Consider the following 17122-nt stretch of genomic DNA (forward strand, 5'->3'; position numbering starts at 1 on the left):
TCCTAATAAAAAAAATATTTTTTTCGTTAAAGATCAAAATTTAACATTATAACATATGTTTATGATAGTGTTATATAATTGCAAATCTGAAGTTTTTTCTCCTCCGTTAGTAAGGTTTATTTTTAATATACCACTTGTCGTTTGAATTGTGGTTCCAATTCCAATTCCTATTAATTTCTTTATTTGATTTTTATTTGAAACACTTGTTGTGTCTTGGTAAAGTGCATAATCCAGAATTGAATTTATATAAAGATTTTTAGATGCTAAATATCGATATTCTGTAAGAATCATTGAAGTGAAGTTGGCCTGAAGGCTGTTTTCTAAAAAACCTCTGATAGAGTTCATTCCTCCAAAGCGGAATAATTCGTTTGAAATGTAGTTCTGACTCTTTAAGATATAATTTTGTGAATTTATGTTAATGAAATTCTTAGGATTTACTTCAAAGTTGTATTTGAAATTAATGTTTGCAAAGAACTGATCGCTCGTTCCTGCTGTTTCAGGACTGTTATTTGTGGTTCGTTTCCCAAATCCTAACGAAGTGTATAGATAGGCCTTGTTAAGAAATATTGGATTTTGGTAGTCTGTCTTTAGGAAATCGAAAGTTGTAGTAAGGTAAGAGTTGTTGAAGTCGCTAATTGATGAATTGTTTGTGTTTTGAATGTCGCTCGATTCTGTTGACTGGTATCCTATGTAAAGTTTTGAGTTGTAGTTTAGATAATAGCCTAAATTGATATCTGTTTTGGTGTTTTGAAAGGTGCTGTCTTGTTTGAATATGTTTAATTGGGCTTTTATTCCGATAGGGGATTGGAAAATATACGGGATTTCAATTTTGGTGTTAAATGTTTTTTGTTGATTGCCATCGCTTTTCCAGTACAATGAAAATTTTTCTCCGGCTCTAAGTGTGTTGATTAATGAAATATCTAAATATCCGTTTAAGACAAGTTTTTTGTTTTCGTCATTTGAAAATCCAATATAGCCATCAAATGTGTTTGCTTTTCTTTTTTCGATATAAGTATAAATTTTTGTGGAATCTTTTGTGAAAAGTATTTCTGGGTATTTTGTTTGGGAAATAAATTCAAAGCTGTTCAAATCGGTATAAATGTTTTTAATGATTTCCTGATTGAAAGTTCTGTTTGTATATTTTTTGTTTAATTGTTTTAGTGCTCCTTTTGGAAAATATTCTTTTGAATCCGAGTTTACATAATTTAGAATAATGGAATTTAAGATTCTTTTTTTTTCAGAATCCAAATTTAAATCGGCATAAATTATGGAATTCTTTTTGGTGATATTTTTTAATTTTAATTTTGTGAACGCAAAACCTGCTTTTTCTTTGTTAGATATTTCTTGATTAAGGAAGTTTTCTAATTCGGAATAAGGAATAAATATGCTGTCTTGGGTTGGTGTCTTTTCGCTGTAAAGTGAATTTTTTATACCTATATATATATGTACTTCTTTTATTTTGCTTTTCAGGTCGATTATTATAGTAAAAGTACTGTCATTTGTTTTCTTGTTTTCTGTTATTTCGGTATCAAGATACCCTTGTTTTGTTAATGTGTTTGTGACTTTCGTGATTTCTGTAAAAAGAGATTTCATGTTAGGATGTTTTTTGTTATATGAAACAGAGTCAATTGTTTGAGATTGCTTTTTGTTTATTCCGTTTATATTAAGGTAGAAAGACTGGGCAAAACATCCTGAAGTAAATAAGAAAATGAATATGTTTAGCAGATGTTTCAAAAGTAATTGGTTTGTTAGTTAAATGTAAAGCAAATATCTAATGTTTATCTGTGAAATCATAGATATAAATAATGTTGTTGAAAATTAATGATTTAACGTTTGTATAGTGAAAAATATTTTATACATTTGCAACCCCGTAAAAAGCGGGAATTTAATAAACATAATAATTTTTAGTATTAATTATGCCAACAATTCAACAATTAGTAAGAACAGGAAGAACTCAGATCACTAAGAAGAGTAAATCGGTTGCTTTAGATTCTTGTCCTCAAAGAAGAGGGGTTTGTACGCGTGTTTACACTACTACACCAAAAAAACCAAACTCTGCAATGCGTAAAGTTGCGCGTGTACGTTTGACAAATGGTAATGAAGTGAATGCTTACATCCCAGGAGAAGGACATAATCTACAAGAGCACTCGATAGTATTAGTGCGAGGTGGAAGGGTAAAAGATTTACCAGGTGTTAGATATCATATCGTTCGTGGAGCGCTTGATACGTCAGGTGTTGCAGGAAGAACGCAAAGAAGATCTAAGTACGGTGCTAAACGCCCAAAAGAAGCAAAAAAGTAATTTAAAAACTTTTAAGAAAAAGACATGAGAAAAAGAGCGGCAAAGAAAAGACCACTTTTACCGGATCCAAGGTTTAATGACCAATTAGTAACACGTTTCGTGAATAACTTAATGTGGGATGGTAAGAAATCTACAGCTTTTAAAGTATTTTATGATGCAATTGATATCATCGAAACTAAAAAGCAAAATGATGAGAAGACTTCATTAGAGATCTGGAAAGATGCTTTAACAAACGTTATGCCTCACGTAGAAGTACGTAGCCGTAGAGTTGGTGGAGCTACATTCCAAATTCCAATGCAGATTCGTCCAGACAGAAAAATTTCTATGGCAATGAAGTGGTTAATACTTTATTCAAGAAGAAGAAATGAAAAATCTATGGCACAACGTTTAGCTTCAGAGTGTTTAGCTGCTGCTAAAGAAGAAGGTGCTGCAGTTAAGAAAAGAATGGATACTCACAAAATGGCAGAAGCTAATAAAGCATTCTCTCACTTTAGATTTTAATTCGTAAGAAATGGCTAGAGATTTAAAATATACAAGAAATATCGGGATCGCTGCTCACATTGATGCTGGTAAAACAACAACAACTGAGCGTATTCTTTTTTATACTGGAAAGTCACACAAAATTGGTGAGGTGCACGATGGTGCTGCAACAATGGACTGGATGGCGCAAGAGCAGGAAAGAGGTATTACAATTACATCTGCTGCTACAACTTGTACTTGGAATTTTCCAACTGAGCAAGGTAAAGTTCTTCCAGAATCATTACCTTACCACTTTAATATTATTGATACTCCTGGACACGTTGACTTTACTGTAGAGGTAAACCGTTCTTTACGTGTGCTTGATGGTTTAGTTTTCTTGTTTAGTGCTGTTGATGGTGTTGAGCCTCAATCGGAAACTAACTGGAGACTTGCTGATCAATATAGAGTTCCTCGTATGGGATTCGTAAACAAAATGGACCGTCAAGGTGCTAACTTTTTAGCTGTATGCGGACAGGTTAAAGATATGTTGAAATCGAATGCGGTTGCAATTACTTTACCTATTGGTGATGAAGCGGATTTTAAAGGTATTGTTGACTTGGTAAAAAATCAAGCTATTGTATGGCATGATGAAACTCAAGGAGCTACTTTTGATATCGTTGATATCCCTGCTGATATGGTTGATGATGTAAAACACTATCGTTCTATCCTTATCGAAGAGATCGCAACTTATGATGAGAATCTTTTGGATAAATACATGGAAGATGAAAACTCTATTACAGAGGAAGAAATCAACAATGCATTAAGAGCGGCTACTATTGATATGGCAATTATTCCTATGCTTGCTGGTTCTTCTTTCAAAAACAAAGGGGTTCAATTCATGTTAGATGCTGTTTGTAAATATTTACCATCTCCATTGGATAAAGAAGGTATCGAAGGGATTCATCCTGATGATGCTGAATTATTAGAAGAAGATCAAACTAAAATCTTACGTCGCCCAGATGTAAAAGAGCCGTTTGCTGCTTTAGCATTTAAAATTGCTACTGACCCATTCGTAGGTCGTTTAGCTTTCTTCCGTGCTTATTCTGGACGTTTAGATGCTGGTTCTTATGTTTTAAATACTCGTTCTGGTAATAAAGAGAGAATTTCTCGTATTTACCAAATGCACGCTAACAAGCAAAATCCAATCGAATACATTGAGGCTGGAGATATTGGAGCTGCTGTAGGATTTAAAGATATCAAAACTGGAGATACACTTTGTGATGAAAAGAATCCAATTATTTTGGAGTCTATGAAATTCCCAGAGCCGGTAATTGGTATTGCTATTGAGCCTAAGACAAAAGCTGACGTTGATAAAATGGGTATGGCTTTAGCTAAATTGGCTGAGGAAGATCCAACGTTTACTGTTAGAACTGATGAGGCTTCAGGTCAAACTATTATTTCTGGTATGGGTGAGCTTCACTTGGATATCTTAGTTGATCGTATGAAACGTGAGTTTAAAGTAGAGGTTAATCAAGGTGAGCCACAAGTGGAGTACAAAGAGGCGTTTACTAAATCTGCTCAACATAGAGAAACTTACAAAAAACAATCTGGAGGTCGTGGTAAATTCGGTGATATCGTATTTAGAATCGAGCCTGCTGATGAAGTTGATGGTAAAGTTCCAGTTGGATTACAGTTTGTTAATGAGGTAAAAGGTGGTAACGTTCCTAAAGAATATATTCCTGCTGTTGAAAAAGGTTTCCGTGAGGCTATGAAAACAGGTCCATTAGCTGGGTATGCTGTTGATAGTTTAAAAGTAACTTTATTAGACGGATCTTTCCATCCTGTGGATTCTGATGCTCTTTCTTTTGAATTAGCTGCTAGAATGGGTTATAAAGAGTCAGGACGTGCTGCTGGAGCTGTTATTCTTGAGCCAATCATGAAAATCGAAGTTATTACTCCAGAAGAAAATATGGGTGATATCGTAGGTGACTTGAACCGTCGTAGAGGTCAGGTTAATGATATGGGTGATAGAAATGGTGCTAAAACTATCAAAGCTGATGTGCCTTTATCAGAAATGTTTGGTTATGTAACTACATTAAGAACATTGTCTTCTGGTAGAGCTACTTCGACAATGGAGTTCTCTCACTATGCAGAAACACCTTCTAATATTTCAGAAGAGGTAATCAAAAAAGCAAAAGGTAACGCTTAATTTTAAGAAAATGAGTCAAAAAATCAGAATAAAACTAAAATCTTACGATCACATGTTGGTAGATAAATCTGCTGAAAAGATCGTAAAAACAGTAAAAACTACTGGAGCAGTTGTAACAGGTCCAATTCCGTTGCCAACTCACAAAAAACTTTTCACTGTATTACGTTCTCCGCACGTTAACAAAAAAGCGAGAGAGCAATTTGAAGTAATGTCATACAAGAGATTGATTGATATTTATTCATCTTCATCTAAAACTATTGATGCTTTAATGAAGCTTGAATTGCCAAGTGGAGTAGAAGTAGAGATAAAAGTATAATTTTTTTATATTTTTTTATATAAAAAGCGAGACAGAAATGTCTCGCTTTTTTTTGTTTTTGAAAGATGATTTGGATTTGCTGTTTTTTTAATGTTTTTGCATTTTTATGGTCTTTTGAATTTGTGTAAAGCCCTTTGTTTTAAGGAGGTGCGAAAGTTTTTTATTTGAATTTTATTAAGCAATTGTTAAGTCTGAATTGTCTAAAGATTAAAAAAAATGTTTGAAATTTTGAGATGAATAAAGTTGTTTTCGGTGTCGTTTTGGAGCTTGGATTTTGATAATGAGCGATTTAATTTTTGGAACTGTTTGGTTTATTCAATTTTAATATCTACTTTTGCACTCCCTGTTTGGAAATTTCTGTTATTTTCAAATTGAAGGGAATTTTAGTAATTAATAATTAATATTTATGTCTGGGTTAATTGGTAAGAAAATCGGCATGACTAGTATTTTTGACGAAAACGGGAAAAACATTCCTTGTACAGTAATCGAAGCTGGTCCATGCGTTGTTACCCAAGTCAGAACCAAAGGTGTTGACGGGTACGAAGCGTTGCAACTTGGTTTCGATGACAAAAACGAGAAACATTCCACTAAAGCTGCTTTAGGGCACTTTAAAAAAGCTGGAACTGTTGCTAAGAAAAAAGTCGTTGAATTCCAAGATTTTGCAACTGAACAAAAATTAGGAGATCTTATTGATGTTTCTATTTTTGAAGAAGGAGAATTTGTAGATGTACAAGGTGTATCTAAAGGTAAAGGTTTTCAGGGTGTTGTTAAGCGTCACGGTTTTGGTGGTGTTGGACAAGCTACTCATGGTCAGCACAACCGTTTAAGAGCGCCAGGTTCTGTAGGAGCTTCTTCTTATCCATCTAGAGTATTCAAAGGAATGCGTATGGCTGGAAGAATGGGAGGAGAAAATGTAAAAGTTCAAAACCTTAGAGTTTTAAAAGTAGTTGCTGAAAAGAACTTACTTGTTGTTAAAGGATGTGTTCCTGGGCATAAAAACTCTTATGTAATCATTCAGAAGTAATGGAAGTAAAAGTATTAGATTTCAACGGAAAAGATACTGGAAGAAAAGTTCAACTTTCTGATTCAGTATTCGCAATTGAACCAAACAATCACGCTGTATACCTTGATGTTAAGCAATATCTTGCTAATCAAAGACAAGGTACTCACAAGGCTAAAGAAAGAGCTGAAGTAACTGGAAGTACACGTAAGATTAAAAAGCAAAAAGGAACTGGTACTGCTCGTGCAGGAAGTGTTAAGAATCCTTTGTTTAAAGGTGGTGGAACAGTTTTCGGACCAAGACCAAGAAGTTATTCATTCAAATTGAATAAAAGCTTAAAGAGATTAGCTAGAAAATCAGCTTTCTCAATCAAAGCAAAAGAGTCAAATATTGTGGTTGTAGAAGACTTTAATTTTGAAGCGCCAAACACTAAAAATTTCATTAACGTTTTGAAAGCTTTAGGGTTAGAAAATAAAAAATCTCTATTTGTGTTGGGTGAGTCGAATAAAAACGTATATTTGTCGTCACGCAATTTAAAGGCTTCAAGTGTCGTAACTAGCTCAGAATTAAGCACTTACGCAATATTAAACGCTAATAATTTAGTGCTTTTGGAAGGTTCTTTAGAGTTAATTGAAGAAAATTTAAGTAAATAATAGGAATATGAGCATCATTATCAGACCTATAGTAACGGAAAAAGTAACCAAAGAAAGTGAAGTTCTAAACCGTTTTGGATTCGTTGTTGACAAAAAAGCGAACAAAGTTCAGATTAAGAAAGCTGTTGAAGCTGCTTATGGAGTAACTATCGTTTCTGTTAACACTATGAATGTGAGACCAGACAGATCTACTAAATACACTAAAAGTGGTTTAATCAGTGGAAAGACAAATGCAATTAAGAAAGCAATTGTTCAAGTACAAGAAGGAGAAACAATTGATTTTTACAACAATATCTAAGATAGAAAAATGTCAGTAAGAAAATTAAAACCTATTACCCCAGGTCAGCGATTTAGAGTTGTGAATGGTTATGACGCCATTACAACTGATAAGCCGGAACGCTCTTTGATAGCGCCGATAAAAAACTCTGGAGGTAGAAATAGTCAAGGAAAGATGACCATGCGTTATACGGGTGGTGGTCACAAGCAGAGATATCGTATTATTGATTTCAAAAGAACTAAAGACGGAATTCCGGCTACAGTGAAATCAATTGAATACGATCCAAATCGTACTGCATTTATCGCTTTGTTAGCTTATGCTGATGGAGAGAAAACTTATATTATCGCTCAAAATGGATTGAAAGTTGGTCAGAAATTAGTTTCTGGACCAGAATCTCAACCAGAGATTGGTAATACATTACCTTTAAGCAGAATTCCTCTTGGAACTGTTATATCTTGTATTGAGTTACGTCCAGGACAAGGAGCAGTAATTGCTCGTTCAGCTGGAACTTTTGCTCAGTTAATGGCAAGAGACGGGAAATATGCAACAATTAAAATGCCATCTGGTGAGACAAGATTAATCTTGTTAACTTGTTCGGCTACAATTGGAGCTGTTTCTAATTCTGACCACCAATTAGTTGTATCTGGAAAAGCAGGTAGAACAAGATGGTTAGGAAGAAGACCTAGAACTAGACCAGTAGCGATGAACCCAGTTGATCACCCTATGGGAGGTGGTGAAGGACGTTCTTCTGGAGGGCACCCACGTTCAAGAAACGGATTGCCAGCTAAAGGTTACAGAACTCGTTCTAAGAAAAACCCGAGTAACAAGTATATCGTAGAACGTAGAAAGAAATAATAAGATATGGCACGTTCATTAAAAAAAGGACCTTTCGTTCATTATAAATTAGACAAGAAAGTTCAGGAAAACGTAGAAAGTGGTAAAAATGCAGTTGTTAAGACTTGGTCTAGAGCTTCAATGATTACTCCAGATTTCGTTGGACAAACTATCGCAGTTCATAACGGTCGTCAATTTGTACCAGTTTACGTAACAGAAAACATGGTAGGTCACAAATTAGGAGAGTTTTCACCAACTAGATCTTTTAGAGGTCATGCTGGAGCAAAAAATAAAGGTAAAAAATAAGAAGCAATGGGAGTTCGTAAAAGAGAAACAGCAGATGCGAGAAAAGAGGCTAATAAGTCTATTGCTTTCGCAAAATTGAATAACTGCCCTACTTCACCTAGAAAAATGCGCTTAGTAGCGGACTTGGTAAGAGGTCAGAAGGTAGAAAGAGCACTTAACATTTTAAGATTCAGTTCTAAAGAAGCTTCAAGAAAATTAGAAAAACTATTATTATCTGCAATCAACAACTGGGAGCAAAAAAATAGTGAAGGTAATTTAGAAGAAGCTGGATTATTTGTTAAAGAGATCAGAGTAGATGGTGGAATGATGTTAAAAAGACTTCGTCCAGCTCCACAAGGTCGTGCACACAGAATAAGAAAACGTTCTAATCACGTAACAATCGTGCTTGGAGCTATCAATAACACACAAAGCAATTCTTAAGCAGCATGGGACAAAAGACAAATCCAATTGGAAATAGACTTGGTATCATCAGAGGATGGGACTCAAACTGGTATGGTGGAAATGATTACGGTGATAAATTAGCCGAAGATCACAAAATCAGAAAGTATATCCATGCTCGTTTATCAAAAGCTAGTGTATCAAAAGTAATCATCGAGAGAACTTTGAAACTTGTAACCGTTACTATCACTACTGCTAGACCTGGTATCATTATCGGAAAAGGTGGACAAGAGGTAGACAAGTTAAAAGAAGAACTTAAGAAAGTTACTGACAAAGAGGTTCAAATTAACATCTTTGAAATCAAAAGACCTGAGTTAGATGCTTATCTTGTGGCGACAAGCATCGCTCGTCAAATCGAAAGCCGTATTTCTTACAGACGTGCAATCAAAATGGCTATTGCTGCTTCTATGCGTATGAACGCTGAAGGTATCAAAGTTTTGATTTCTGGTCGTTTGAATGGAGCTGAGATGGCACGTTCGGAAGGTTTCAAAGAAGGTAGAATTCCTCTATCAACTTTCAGAGCTGACATTGATTATGCTCTTGCTGAAGCTCATACTACTTACGGTAGAATGGGAATTAAAGTATGGATCATGAAAGGTGAAGTTTACGGTAAGAGAGAACTTTCTCCACTTGCTGGAATGGACAAAAAACAATCTGGTACAGGTGGTGGAAAAGGTGGAGATGCTCCTAGAGGCAAATCTAACTTTAACAAAGGTGGAAAACCAGACGCTCGTAAAAGAAAGTAAATTTTTAAACTAAAGAAAAATGTTACAGCCTAAAAGAACAAAATACCGTAAGGTACAAAAAGGTAGAATGAAAGGTAACTCTCAAAGAGGGCATGAACTTTCAAATGGAATGTTTGGTATTAAATCTGTACATGAAGATGGAATGTTCTTAACTTCTCGTCAAATCGAAGCTGCACGTATCGCTGCAACTCGTTACATGAAAAGAGAGGGACAATTATGGATTAAAATTTTCCCAGACAAACCTATTACTAAGAAACCTCTTGAAGTACGTATGGGTAAAGGTAAAGGAGCAGTTGAGTATTGGGCTGCTGTTGTTAAACCAGGAAGAATTATGTTTGAAGTTGGAGGAGTTCCATTGTCAGTTGCAAAAGAGGCTTTACGTCTTGCAGCTCAAAAACTTCCAGTAAAAACTAAGTTCGTCGTTGCTAGAGATTTCGAAGCATAATTTATATTTATTATGAAACAATCAGAAATAAAAGATCTTTCTGCAGCGGAGTTGCAAGAAAAGCTTAGTCAAACTAAGAAAGTATATGCTGACCTAAAAATGGCTCACGCTATCTCTCCAATTGCTAACCCACTTCAGATTAGAAGCGTTAGAAGAACAGTTGCAAGATTAGCTACAGAGTTAACTAAAAGAGAGTTACAATAATTGTATTCTGCTGAAAGATGGAAGAAAAAAGAAATTTAAGAAAAGAAAGAATAGGTGTTGTTACTTCAAATAAGATGGATAAATCTATCGTTATTTCAGAAGTAAGAAAAGTAAAACACCCATTATACGGTAAGTTCGTGTTGAAAACTAAGAAATATGTTGCACACGACGAAACAAACGACTGTAACATTGGAGATACTGTAAGAATTAGCGAAACGCGTCCTTTAAGTAAAACAAAATGTTGGAGATTAGTTGAAATCTTAGAAAGAGCTAAATAATTATGGTACAACAAGAATCAAGACTAAAAGTAGCAGATAACACGGGAGCTAAAGAAGTTTTAACTATTCGTGTTTTAGGAGGTACTAAAAGAAGATATGCCTCTGTTGGTGACAAAATTGTAGTTTCTATCAAAGATGCAACTCCAAACGGAAACGTTAAAAAAGGAGCTGTTTCAACTGCAGTTGTTGTACGTACTAAAAAAGAAGTGAGAAGAGCTGATGGTTCTTATATCCGTTTCGATGACAATGCATGTGTTCTTTTGAACGCTGCAGGGGAAATGAGAGGAACTCGTGTTTTTGGTCCGGTAGCAAGAGAACTTCGTGAAAAACAATTCATGAAAATTGTATCATTAGCACCAGAAGTGCTTTAATTCGTTTTAAGATGATAAAGCTAAAAATAAAATCAGGAGATATCGTAAGAGTTATTGCTGGAGACCATAAAGGTGCTGAAGGTAAAGTTTTACGTGTTTACCGTGAAAAAAACAAAGCGATCGTTGAAGGTGTAAACATGGTTTCTAAACATACTAAACCAAGTGCTAAAAACCCTCAAGGTGGTATCGTTAAGAAAGAAGCTTCTATTCAAATTTCTAACATTGCTTTAATTGATCCTAAAACTAAGGAAACAACTAGAGTAGGTATTAGAGTAGAAGGAGATAAGAAAGTAAGATTTTCAAAAAAATCTAATCAAGTACTATAGTAATGGCATATACACCTAGACTAAAAGAAGAATATAAGAGTAGAGTAATCTCTGCTCTTAAAGAAGAGTTCGGATATACAAACGTAATGCAAGTTCCTAAACTTGAAAAAATCGTTTTGAGCCGTGGAGTTGGTGCAGCTGTATCTGATAAAAAACTTATTGACTATGCTGTTGATGAGTTAACAAAGATCACTGGACAAAAAGCAGTTTCTACAATCTCTAAGAAAGACGTTGCGTCTTTTAAATTGAGAAAAGGAATGCCTATTGGAGCAAAAGTTACTTTACGTGGAGAAAGAATGTATGAGTTTTTAGATAGACTTATTACTTCTGCTTTGCCACGTGTAAGAGATTTCGGTGGTATTAAAGCTACTGGTTTCGACGGAAGAGGTAACTACAACCTTGGAGTTTTGGAGCAAATCATTTTCCCGGAAATTGATATTGACAAAGTAAACAAAATTTCAGGAATGGATATTACTTTTGTTACTACTGCAAAAACAGACAAGGAAGCAAAGTCATTATTGGCTGAATTAGGATTACCTTTTAAAAAGAATTAAGACATGGCTAAAGAATCAATGAAAGCCCGCGAGGTGAAAAGAGAAAAAACGGTAGCTAAGTATGCTGAAAAGAGAAAAGCTTTATTAGAAGCTGGAGACTATGAAGGTTTACAAAAATTACCAAAAAACGCTTCGCCAGTTCGTTTGCACAATCGTTGTAAATTAACAGGTAGACCAAGAGGTTATATCCGTCAATTCGGTATTTCACGTGTAACTTTCCGTGAAATGGCTAATAATGGATTAATTCCTGGTGTTAAAAAGGCATCTTGGTAATCTCGCAATAAGTTATTACTTTTGCAAACCAAAAAATAATTTTAATTGATTAAAGGTTCGGGAGACGGGTGTCTCCCGAAAACCATAATCGCAATCAAATACATATGTATACAGATCCTATTGCAGATTATTTGACTAGAGTTCGTAACGCTGTGGCTGCAAACCACAAAGTTGTTGAGATTCCAGCTTCTAATCTTAAAAAAGAGATAACTAAGATCTTATTTGATCAAGGTTACATCTTAAGTTACAAATTTGAGCAGAACACAGTTCAAGGTTCTATCAAAATTGCTTTAAAGTATGATAAAGATACTAAAGAGCCTGTAATCAAAGATATCCAAAGAATTAGTAAACCTGGTTTACGTAAGTACGCAGGTGCTGCCAAATTACCTAGAATCCTTAACGGATTAGGGATTGCTATTGTTTCTACATCAAAAGGTTTGATGACTGGAAAACAAGCTAAGCAATTAAATGTAGGTGGTGAAGTAATTTGTTACGTATACTAATTTTAAACACTAGATAAGATGTCAAGAATAGGTAAAAGCCCAATTGTAATCCCTGCTGGTGTAACTGTAGAAGTTAAAGACGGTATTATTACAGTAAAAGGAAAAAGAGGTCAACTAGTTCAGGAGTTTTCGGACGTAAATGTAACTGTTGAAGGCGATCAGGTTTTAGTTGAAAGATCGTCTGATCATAAAGACCACAGAGCAAAACACGGATTATTCAGATCTTTGATCAGTAATATGGTTGTTGGTGTTTCTGAAGGTTTCACAAAAGAACTAGAATTAGTTGGAGTTGGTTATAGAGCTTCAAACCAAGGTCAAAAATTAGATTTAGCTCTTGGATATTCTCACAATATTGTTTTAGAGATTGCTCCTGAAGTATCTTTGGAAACAGTATCTGAAAAAGGTAAGAACCCAATCGTAAAATTAACATCATTTGATAAACAACTTTTAGGACAAGTTGCTGCGAAAATCAGAAGTTTCCGTAAGCCAGAGCCGTATAAAGGAAAAGGTGTTAAATTTGTGGGTGAAGTATTAAGAAGAAAAGCAGGTAAATCAGCTTAAAATATAAGATTATGTCATTAACAAAATCTGAAAGAAGACAGAGAATTAAATTCAGAATTAGAAAATCGGTTAGTGGTTCAGCTGCAAGACCTAGACTTTCTGTTTTTAGAAGTAATAAAGAAATTTACGCTCAAATTATTGATGATGTAAATGGAGTTACTATATTAGCTGCATCTTCGAGAGAAAAAGAAATAGGAAAAGGTACTAACGTTGAAATCGCTGCTGCTGTTGGAAAATTAGTTGCAGAGAAAGCGTTAAAAGCCGGGATTGATACCATCACTTTTGACAGAGGTGGATATTTGTACCACGGTCGTATTAAATCATTAGCAGAAGGCGCAAGAGCCGCTGGACTTAAATTCTAATATATTATGTCTAAATACAAAAATGTAGAATTGGTAAAACCTAGTGGTCTTGAACTTAAAGATCGTCTAGTTAGTGTTAATCGTGTTACTAAAGTTACAAAAGGTGGTAGAGCTTTCGGTTTTTCTGCTATTGTAGTTGTAGGTGATGAAAATGGAGTAGTTGGTCATGGATTAGGAAAATCTAAAGACGTTTCTGAAGCAATTGCGAAAGCAGTAGAAGATGCTAAGAAAAACTTAGTTAGAATTCCTTTGAACGGACAATCTGTTCCTCACGAACAAAAAGGTAAATTTGGTGGTGCACGCGTATTCTTAATTCCAGCATCTCATGGTACTGGAGTTATTGCTGGTGGAGCTGTTCGTTCAGTTCTTGAATCAGTAGGTATTCACGATGTATTGTCTAAATCTCAAGGATCATCAAATCCACATAACGTAGTAAAAGCAACTTTTGATGCTTTATTGCAAATGAGAAGCGCTCATACTGTTGCAAAACAGAGAGGTGTTTCTTTAGAGAAAGTTTTTAAAGGTTAATTCAGGAAATTATGGCTAAATTATTAGTAAAACAAGTAAGAAGCAAAATCAACTGTCCTCTTTCTCAAAAGAGAGGGTTGGAAGCTTTAGGTCTACGTAAAATTGGACAAGTTGTGGAGCATGAGTCAAATCCTGCTATCCTTGGGATGATAAACAAAGTTAAACACTTAGTTTCTGTTGAAGAAGCTAAATAACAAATACTGTTATGAATTTAAGTAACTTACAACCTGCTGAGGGGTCTACACACAATCAAAATAAAAGATTAGGTAGAGGAGAAGGTTCTGGAAAAGGTGGTACCGCTGCACGTGGACACAAAGGAGCAAAATCTCGTTCTGGTTATTCTAAAAAGATTGGTTTTGAAGGAGGGCAAATGCCACTTCAAAGACGTGTACCTAAGTTTGGTTTCAAAAACATCAATCGTAAAGAATACGAAGGTGTTAATTTAGATACTCTTCAATTATTAGTTGATAACGGTGTGATTACTGATTCTGTTTCTATGACAGATTTCGTAGCAAATCGTCTGGCTACTAAAAATGAAATCGTTAAGATTTTAGGTAGAGGAGAATTGAAAGCAAAATTAAAAGTAACTGCCCACAAATTTACTGCTACTGCAAAAGCGGCTATTGAAGCTGCAGGTGGAGAAGCTGTAACTATATAACTTATCTATTAAGATGAAGAAATTTATTGAATCAATAAGTAATGTTTGGAAAATCGAAGAACTAAAGAATAGAATCTTAATTACATTAGGATTACTTTTAGTATATCGTTTTGGAGCACACGTTACGCTTCCTGGAATTGACGCAACGCAATTGACTGGTTTAGCGGGACAAACTAAAAATGGTCTAGGATCTATTCTAGACATGTTCACCGGGGGTGCTTTCTCTAAAGCTTCAGTTTTTGCTTTAGGTATCATGCCTTATATTTCTGCGTCTATTGTTGTTCAGTTGATGGGGATTGCGATTCCATATTTACAAAAACTTCAAAATGATGGGGAAAGTGGTAGAAAAAAGATTAATCAAATCACTCGTTGGTTGACAATCGCTATCACATTGGTTCAAGGTCCAACTTATATCTATAATTTATACAGAACATTGCCTAGTAATGCATTTTTGCTAGGCTTTAATTCTCCTGAATTTTTGTTCTCGTCTGTTATCATTCTTGTTACAGGTACAATTTTTGCTATGTGGCTTGGTGAGAAAATTACAGATAAAGGTATTGGAAATGGTATTTCATTGTTAATTATGGTTGGTATTTTAGCTCGTTTACCACAAGCTTTTATCCAAGAGTTTACAACTCGTGTTACCAATAACAATGGAGGTCCAATGTTATTAGTTATTGAAATTATTGTGTGGTTATTAGTTATCATTTCTTGTGTATTGCTTACAATGGCAGTACGTAGAATCCCAGTACAGTATGCTCGTCGTACAACTACAGGAGATTACGAGCAAGATTTGGCAGGAGGTAATAGACAGTGGATTCCTCTTAAGCTTAATGCTTCAGGAGTTATGCCAATTATTTTTGCTCAGGCAATTATGTTTATTCCTGCGGCTGTAGCCGGATTGTCTAAATCAGATACATCACAATCTATTGTTGGTGCATTTAGTAATATGTTTGGTTTCTGGTATAATTTTGTTTTTGCAACTTTAATTATTGTATTTACATTCTTTTATACTGCAATCACTGTACCTACTAACAAAATGGCTGATGATTTAAAGAGAAGTGGTGGTTTTATTCCAGGAGTTCGTCCAGGAGCGGAAACTTCAGATTTCTTAGATAAAGTGATGTCTTTAATAACTTTCCCAGGATCTTTATTCCTTGCTTTGATTGCTGTGTTCCCAGCTATTGTTGTAAGTATTATGGATGTACAACAATCTTGGGCAATGTTTTTTGGAGGTACCTCATTAATAATTATGGTTGGAGTTGCAATAGATACTATTCAACAAATCAATTCATACTTGTTAAACAAACATTATGATGGTTTAATGAAGACTGGTAAAAATAGAAAAGCGGTAGCTTAATATATTTATGGCAAAACAATCAGCAATAGAACAAGACGGATCAATTATTGAAGCATTATCAAATGCAATGTTCCGTGTAGAGTTAGAAAATGGACATATTGTAATTGCTCATATTTCTGGAAAAATGCGTATGCATTACATCAAGTTATTACCTGGTGATAAAGTGAAACTAGAAATGAGTCCTTACGATTTGTCAAAAGCAAGAATTACTTATCGATATTAAAGGATATTCACTATGAAAGTTAGAGCATCAGTAAAAAAGAGAAGTGCCGAGTGCATTATCGTGCGTAGAAAAGGGAGACTGTACGTAATAAACAAAAAGAATCCTAGATTTAAACAAAGACAAGGATAATTATGGCAAGAATAGCAGGGGTAGATATCCCAAAAAACAAAAGAGGTGTTATCGCACTTACCTACATCTTTGGATTAGGAAAAAGTAGAGCTATTGAGATTTTAGAAAAAGCTCAAGTTAGCCAAGATAAAAAAGTTCAAGATTGGAATGATGACGAGATCGGAGCGATTCGTGAAGCTGTTTCATTTTACAAAATTGAAGGAGAATTGCGTTCTGAAATTTCTTTAAACATTAAACGTTTAATGGATATTGGATGTTACAGAGGTATTCGTCATAGATCTGGTCTTCCATTAAGAGGGCAAAGAACTAAAAACAACTCAAGAACAAGAAAAGGTAAAAGAAAAACTGTTGCTAACAAGAAAAAAGCAACTAAATAATAAGTAATATGGCTAAAGCAACTGCAAAAAAACGTAAAGTTATCGTTGAATCAACGGGTGAGGCTCATATTTCTGCCACTTTTAATAACATTATTATTTCTTTGACTAATAAGAAAGGTGAAGTTATCTCTTGGTCTTCAGCTGGTAAAATGGGTTTCAGAGGTTCTAAAAAGAACACTCCTTATGCAGCTCAAATGGCAGCAGAAGATTGCGCTAAAGTAGCACTTGAGGCAGGACTTAAAAAAGTGAAAGTTTATGTAAAAGGACCAGGTAACGGACGTGAGTCTGCTATCCGTTCTATTCATAACGGTGGAATTGAAGTTACAGAGATTATCGATGTTACTCCAATGCCACACAACGGATGTCGTCCTCCAAAAAGACGTAGAGTTTAATTTTTTATTTTTATAGTATAAACAAGGTAGAACATAGATT

At 34.8% G+C, this 17122-nt stretch carries 30 protein-coding genes; 29 read left to right on the top strand and 1 reads right to left on the bottom strand.

Annotated elements, in window-relative coordinates; translation table 11 throughout:
* Positions 1 to 33 precede the first annotated feature (33 nt).
* Positions 34 to 1593 carry a hypothetical protein gene (locus tag ACFS3A_RS05550; protein ID WP_379824455.1) on the bottom strand — a complete coding sequence of 520 codons (1560 nt, stop codon included), beginning with the start codon at positions 1591 to 1593 and terminating at the stop codon, positions 34 to 36.
* Positions 1594 to 1916: 323 nt separating this feature from the next.
* On the opposite strand from ACFS3A_RS05550, the gene rpsL reads away from it, so the two are divergent.
* The 29 genes from rpsL (at position 1917) to rpsK (ending at position 17082) form a co-directional block, all read left to right on the top strand.
* The gene (rpsL, locus tag ACFS3A_RS05555) at positions 1917 to 2300 is read left to right on the top strand and encodes a 30S ribosomal protein S12 (RefSeq protein ID WP_007136570.1); all 384 of its coding nucleotides are present in this window, start codon (positions 1917 to 1919) and stop codon (positions 2298 to 2300) included.
* A 24-nt stretch (positions 2301 to 2324) separates the two neighbouring features.
* Positions 2325 to 2801, top strand: a complete 477-nt coding sequence (rpsG, locus tag ACFS3A_RS05560; protein WP_026727879.1) for a 30S ribosomal protein S7 — start codon at positions 2325 to 2327, stop codon at positions 2799 to 2801.
* A 10-nt stretch (positions 2802 to 2811) separates the two neighbouring features.
* Positions 2812 to 4968, top strand: coding sequence for an elongation factor G (gene fusA / locus ACFS3A_RS05565; protein ID WP_163407836.1), 2157 nt, complete (start codon positions 2812 to 2814; stop codon positions 4966 to 4968).
* 10 nt (positions 4969 to 4978) lie between these two features.
* A complete protein-coding gene (rpsJ, locus tag ACFS3A_RS05570) occupies positions 4979 to 5284 on the top strand; it encodes a 30S ribosomal protein S10 (protein ID WP_007803605.1) in 306 nt (101 codons plus the stop codon).
* A 406-nt stretch (positions 5285 to 5690) separates the two neighbouring features.
* Complete coding sequence (gene rplC / locus ACFS3A_RS05575; RefSeq protein WP_379824456.1) at positions 5691 to 6308, top strand: 50S ribosomal protein L3; 618 nt, start codon at positions 5691 to 5693, stop codon at positions 6306 to 6308.
* Positions 6308 to 6937: a 50S ribosomal protein L4 gene (gene rplD / locus ACFS3A_RS05580; RefSeq protein WP_109190657.1), complete on the top strand. Its 630-nt coding sequence runs from the start codon at positions 6308 to 6310 to the stop codon at positions 6935 to 6937. The genes rplC and rplD overlap by 1 nt, the downstream gene beginning before the upstream one ends.
* A 7-nt stretch (positions 6938 to 6944) precedes the next feature.
* Positions 6945 to 7235, top strand: a complete 291-nt coding sequence (gene rplW, locus ACFS3A_RS05585) for a 50S ribosomal protein L23 (protein ID WP_012022489.1) — start codon at positions 6945 to 6947, stop codon at positions 7233 to 7235.
* Positions 7236 to 7244: 9 nt separating this feature from the next.
* Positions 7245 to 8069 (top strand): 50S ribosomal protein L2, encoded by an 825-nt coding sequence (gene rplB / locus ACFS3A_RS05590; RefSeq protein ID WP_008464287.1) that lies wholly within the window; start codon positions 7245 to 7247, stop codon positions 8067 to 8069.
* A gap of 6 nt (positions 8070 to 8075) precedes the next feature.
* Positions 8076 to 8354: a 30S ribosomal protein S19 gene (gene rpsS / locus ACFS3A_RS05595; protein WP_008464288.1), complete on the top strand. Its 279-nt coding sequence runs from the start codon at positions 8076 to 8078 to the stop codon at positions 8352 to 8354.
* A gap of 6 nt (positions 8355 to 8360) precedes the next feature.
* The gene (gene rplV, locus ACFS3A_RS05600; RefSeq protein ID WP_007803631.1) at positions 8361 to 8774 is read left to right on the top strand and encodes a 50S ribosomal protein L22; all 414 of its coding nucleotides are present in this window, start codon (positions 8361 to 8363) and stop codon (positions 8772 to 8774) included.
* A 5-nt stretch (positions 8775 to 8779) separates the two neighbouring features.
* Complete coding sequence (gene rpsC / locus ACFS3A_RS05605; protein WP_008464292.1) at positions 8780 to 9538, top strand: 30S ribosomal protein S3; 759 nt, start codon at positions 8780 to 8782, stop codon at positions 9536 to 9538.
* A gap of 19 nt (positions 9539 to 9557) precedes the next feature.
* A complete protein-coding gene (gene rplP / locus ACFS3A_RS05610) occupies positions 9558 to 9983 on the top strand; it encodes a 50S ribosomal protein L16 (protein WP_008464295.1) in 426 nt (141 codons plus the stop codon).
* A gap of 12 nt (positions 9984 to 9995) precedes the next feature.
* A complete protein-coding gene (rpmC, locus tag ACFS3A_RS05615; RefSeq protein ID WP_008464297.1) occupies positions 9996 to 10187 on the top strand; it encodes a 50S ribosomal protein L29 in 192 nt (63 codons plus the stop codon).
* 17 nt (positions 10188 to 10204) lie between these two features.
* A complete protein-coding gene (gene rpsQ / locus ACFS3A_RS05620; RefSeq protein ID WP_012022485.1) occupies positions 10205 to 10465 on the top strand; it encodes a 30S ribosomal protein S17 in 261 nt (86 codons plus the stop codon).
* A gap of 2 nt (positions 10466 to 10467) precedes the next feature.
* On the top strand, positions 10468 to 10836 hold the full coding sequence (gene rplN, locus ACFS3A_RS05625; RefSeq protein ID WP_007803649.1) for a 50S ribosomal protein L14: 369 nt from the start codon (positions 10468 to 10470) through the stop codon (positions 10834 to 10836).
* 11 nt (positions 10837 to 10847) lie between these two features.
* A complete protein-coding gene (rplX, locus tag ACFS3A_RS05630; protein ID WP_026727873.1) occupies positions 10848 to 11162 on the top strand; it encodes a 50S ribosomal protein L24 in 315 nt (104 codons plus the stop codon).
* Positions 11163 to 11164: 2 nt separating this feature from the next.
* Positions 11165 to 11716, top strand: a complete 552-nt coding sequence (gene rplE / locus ACFS3A_RS05635; RefSeq protein WP_012022484.1) for a 50S ribosomal protein L5 — start codon at positions 11165 to 11167, stop codon at positions 11714 to 11716.
* Positions 11717 to 11719: 3 nt separating this feature from the next.
* Positions 11720 to 11989, top strand: a complete 270-nt coding sequence (gene rpsN, locus ACFS3A_RS05640; protein ID WP_031456037.1) for a 30S ribosomal protein S14 — start codon at positions 11720 to 11722, stop codon at positions 11987 to 11989.
* 104 nt (positions 11990 to 12093) lie between these two features.
* Positions 12094 to 12492 (top strand): 30S ribosomal protein S8, encoded by a 399-nt coding sequence (gene rpsH / locus ACFS3A_RS05645; RefSeq protein ID WP_008464306.1) that lies wholly within the window; start codon positions 12094 to 12096, stop codon positions 12490 to 12492.
* Between the two features lie 18 nt (positions 12493 to 12510).
* Positions 12511 to 13053: a 50S ribosomal protein L6 gene (gene rplF, locus ACFS3A_RS05650; protein ID WP_091496648.1), complete on the top strand. Its 543-nt coding sequence runs from the start codon at positions 12511 to 12513 to the stop codon at positions 13051 to 13053.
* Positions 13054 to 13064: 11 nt separating this feature from the next.
* Positions 13065 to 13415, top strand: a complete 351-nt coding sequence (gene rplR / locus ACFS3A_RS05655) for a 50S ribosomal protein L18 (RefSeq protein ID WP_109190655.1) — start codon at positions 13065 to 13067, stop codon at positions 13413 to 13415.
* Between the two features lie 3 nt (positions 13416 to 13418).
* Complete coding sequence (rpsE, locus tag ACFS3A_RS05660) at positions 13419 to 13943, top strand: 30S ribosomal protein S5 (protein WP_085949269.1); 525 nt, start codon at positions 13419 to 13421, stop codon at positions 13941 to 13943.
* Between the two features lie 11 nt (positions 13944 to 13954).
* Complete coding sequence (rpmD, locus tag ACFS3A_RS05665; protein ID WP_008464315.1) at positions 13955 to 14137, top strand: 50S ribosomal protein L30; 183 nt, start codon at positions 13955 to 13957, stop codon at positions 14135 to 14137.
* An 11-nt stretch (positions 14138 to 14148) separates the two neighbouring features.
* Entirely contained in the window at positions 14149 to 14601 is a 453-nt protein-coding gene (gene rplO, locus ACFS3A_RS05670; RefSeq protein WP_109190654.1) for a 50S ribosomal protein L15, read from the top strand.
* A gap of 13 nt (positions 14602 to 14614) precedes the next feature.
* Positions 14615 to 15961, top strand: a complete 1347-nt coding sequence (gene secY / locus ACFS3A_RS05675; protein ID WP_007803669.1) for a preprotein translocase subunit SecY — start codon at positions 14615 to 14617, stop codon at positions 15959 to 15961.
* 7 nt (positions 15962 to 15968) lie between these two features.
* Entirely contained in the window at positions 15969 to 16184 is a 216-nt protein-coding gene (gene infA / locus ACFS3A_RS05680) for a translation initiation factor IF-1 (RefSeq protein WP_007136545.1), read from the top strand.
* A 12-nt stretch (positions 16185 to 16196) separates the two neighbouring features.
* Entirely contained in the window at positions 16197 to 16313 is a 117-nt protein-coding gene (gene ykgO, locus ACFS3A_RS05685; RefSeq protein ID WP_002987490.1) for a type B 50S ribosomal protein L36, read from the top strand.
* Between the two features lie 2 nt (positions 16314 to 16315).
* Entirely contained in the window at positions 16316 to 16690 is a 375-nt protein-coding gene (gene rpsM / locus ACFS3A_RS05690) for a 30S ribosomal protein S13 (protein ID WP_008464322.1), read from the top strand.
* 8 nt (positions 16691 to 16698) lie between these two features.
* On the top strand, positions 16699 to 17082 hold the full coding sequence (gene rpsK, locus ACFS3A_RS05695) for a 30S ribosomal protein S11 (protein ID WP_026727866.1): 384 nt from the start codon (positions 16699 to 16701) through the stop codon (positions 17080 to 17082).
* Positions 17083 to 17122 lie beyond the last annotated feature (40 nt).

Source organism: Flavobacterium notoginsengisoli (genome assembly GCF_042686225.1).
GTDB lineage: Bacteria > Bacteroidota > Bacteroidia > Flavobacteriales > Flavobacteriaceae > Flavobacterium > Flavobacterium notoginsengisoli.